The sequence below is a fragment of the uncultured Streptomyces sp. genome, assembly GCF_947488945.1.
GTDB lineage: Bacteria > Actinomycetota > Actinomycetes > Streptomycetales > Streptomycetaceae > Streptomyces.
Genome location: NZ_CANLBS010000057.1, coordinates 1 through 2,520, shown reverse-complemented (window position 1 = coordinate 2,520; position 2,520 = coordinate 1). Strand labels below are relative to the sequence as shown.

General features: G+C 66.9%; 3 protein-coding genes. 2 read left to right on the top strand and 1 reads right to left on the bottom strand.

What is annotated here, in order from left to right; all coding sequences use genetic code 11:
• Positions 1-192: 192 nt before the first annotated feature.
• Both Q0994_RS33775 and Q0994_RS33770 read left to right on the top strand, forming a co-directional pair.
• Complete coding sequence (locus Q0994_RS33775; RefSeq protein WP_299542537.1) at positions 193-1,287, top strand: hypothetical protein; 1,095 nt, start codon at positions 193-195, stop codon at positions 1,285-1,287.
• A 40-nt stretch (positions 1,288-1,327) separates the two neighbouring features.
• Positions 1,328-1,828, top strand: coding sequence for a hypothetical protein (locus Q0994_RS33770; protein WP_299542535.1), 501 nt, complete (start codon positions 1,328-1,330; stop codon positions 1,826-1,828).
• A gap of 52 nt (positions 1,829-1,880) precedes the next feature.
• On the opposite strand, the gene Q0994_RS33765 is transcribed toward Q0994_RS33770, so the two are convergent.
• The coding region (locus tag Q0994_RS33765; RefSeq protein ID WP_299542533.1) for an RICIN domain-containing protein at positions 1,881-2,520 on the bottom strand (640 nt) is incomplete at its 5' end.

Genomic DNA, 2,520 nt, shown 5'->3' with positions numbered 1-2,520 from the left:
GAGGTGCCGGACGGTCCTCGATCGAGTGATCAAAGCCGCCGCAGATTTTTGATCACCCGTTTGAGTCCGATACCCGGGGACGCCTCCGCGGGCTGACGGGGTCCTGCTAGCTTCGCTTGCCGGAGCGTGTGCGGATTCCTTTTTTGCCATTTCACCGAGTGCGGTTTCGGCCAGATCAGTCGAGGACAGAAATTGCCTTCCAATGCGTACAACCTGGAACGGGCCAAGCGTCAGCCGCTGACGAAGAAGAACCTGCGGGAACTCAATATCGAGCAGACCTGGCAGTCCATCCTGAATCACCCGAATCTGGTCTATGTCGACGATTACGGGGTGCGGCACAAGCCTGTCGGTTTCTCCGTGAACAAGTCGAGCTTCGGCTCCTTCCCCGGCACCGCGTACGGGCTGGGCTGGCTCGCCTACATGAACCTCGGGGAGCCGCTGATCGAGGAGCGGCGCAACATCACCCAGCCGCCGCCGGACACGTTCTCCTCGCGTACCTACGTCAACCGCAGTCAGTCCCCGATGAATTTCACCGACTCGGTCGACTTCACCGTGTCGAACGGGGCCACGTGGTCGCTCTCGGGAGACTCCAAGCTCACCTTCGGGGGCAACGTCAGCGCCCAGCTCGCGCTGCAGCTGCAGGCCAAGCTCGGTCTGAACCTGCAGGGGCAGCTGGGGACGCAGCTCAAGAACGAGATGGCGAACAAGAACGCCAACACGGTGACCAACAAGAACAGCAAGGACAGCGTGGGCGTGGACAACGCCAACACCGTCGACACGTCGGTGACCAACGGGATGACGAACTCCGCCTCGGCCTCGATGACCGGCTCGGTGGACTTCACCACCACGGGCAGCGCCTCCGGCACCGCGGGCCTCAACGCCGCGCTGGCCCAGGGCATCGCGGCCTCCGTCGGCGGTTCCCTGTCCACCGGCTGGGCGTCGAAGTCGCAGATCTCCGGCACGGTCCCGCCGGGCTCCCGCGTGGAGACCATCGTCACCCAGCGCCGTGCCCTCAAGCAGTACACCTACGAGATCCCCGTGACCTTCTCCGGCCTTCTCGCGGTGAAGTACGCCGTGCCGGTGGCCGTCCTGTCGCCACCGCAGCCGGACGACTACCCCCGGCTCGCCCCCGTGGTCGCCCGGGACATCGCCGACCTCGACCTGGCCGGCGGCGGCTTCCGCATGAAGGGGCTGGCCGAGGTCGTCTCCGCCCTGGAGGTCCACCACACGATGTTCGACGGCGAGAGCCTCACCGACAGCGAACGAGACCTGTACAAGCAGCCGTGACCGGCAGGCAGTACCGCCACAACGACCAGAGGTGACACCCATGGTGTTCAACAACGTCTTCGACTCCGCCGGGACAGGCGCGGGGCTCTTCTCGGTGACCACCGACGGCCACAAGCCGCAACCGGGAGCGGGCGTCGACTTCGAGGACGCCGACGACGACACGTACGACGACACGACCACGAGCCTGTTCACCAGCGGGATCCACGGGGCTTCCCACCGAGCGAAGATCGTGCAGGAACAGGCGCCCGAAGCCCGGGCCATCCTGGGCTTCCTCGCCTCCTTCATCCAGACCACCCAGGCATCCGCCGGCACCCAGGCCGCCTACGCCCAGGACCCCGGATCCGTATCCGCTGCTGCGGCCGCCGGCATGGAGAAGTCCAGCGAGACGGTGAAGCAGAACGGCGACCTGCAGAAGGACGAGGGCCTGAAGGCACCGAAGAGGGACGACTTCAAGGCACCCGACGCTCCGCCGTCGCCCACGGCCGAGGAGCCTCCCAAGGCGCCCAAGGCCACCGCCGAGAAGCCGTCCGACCCCGAGTAGGTTCACAGGTCCGAGTGGTCAGGGGTTTCGTCGCCCCTGACCACTCGCGTGTTCACACGGGGAGCAGCTGCCACTGCCGGTCGCGGTGGTCGCCCTGCGCCCCGTACTGCTTGACCACCGTGGGGGCGTTGGTGTCGACGCGCAGCAGCAGGCCGCTGTTGCGGTTCGCGATCTCATAGATCCGCCGGGTGTCGGTCACCGACCCGACCGGGATCAGCCGCCACTGCTGGTGCTCGGCGTCGCTGCCCTCGTACGCTCGCTGCGCGACCACCGCACCGTCGACGGTTCCTCCGCCCACGACTTCCAGCACCTTGCCGCTGCGCACGTTCTCGATCCGGTACAAGACCTCACCGTCGTCCTGGCCCGACGCGATCAGCCGCCACCGCTGATGCGCCCTGGGCGAGGCAAGGGACTGCTGGATCTCGGCCCCGTCCTTCAGGGACTCACGCAGGACCCCCATCCGCAGCCTGCTACGCACGTTGGCCCATGAGACCACCGTGCCCGACTCGGGCAGCCCGGCCATCTTCTCCGACGCGATCCTCCGGATCCGGTGGTTGCTGTAGTCGGCGATGTAGAGGGTGTCGACGCAGTCCACGGCGAGCCCGAACGGACTGTTCAGCTGGGCCGAAGTCGCTGGGCCGTCGTCACCGCCGAAGCCCGCAGTGCCCGTCCCGGCAACCGTGCTGATCGTC

Coding starts and splice junctions, on each gene's coding strand:
- Q0994_RS33770 (WP_299542535.1), top strand. CDS start 1,328: ATGGTGTTCAACAACGTCTTCGACTCCGCCGGGACAGGCGCGGGGCTC.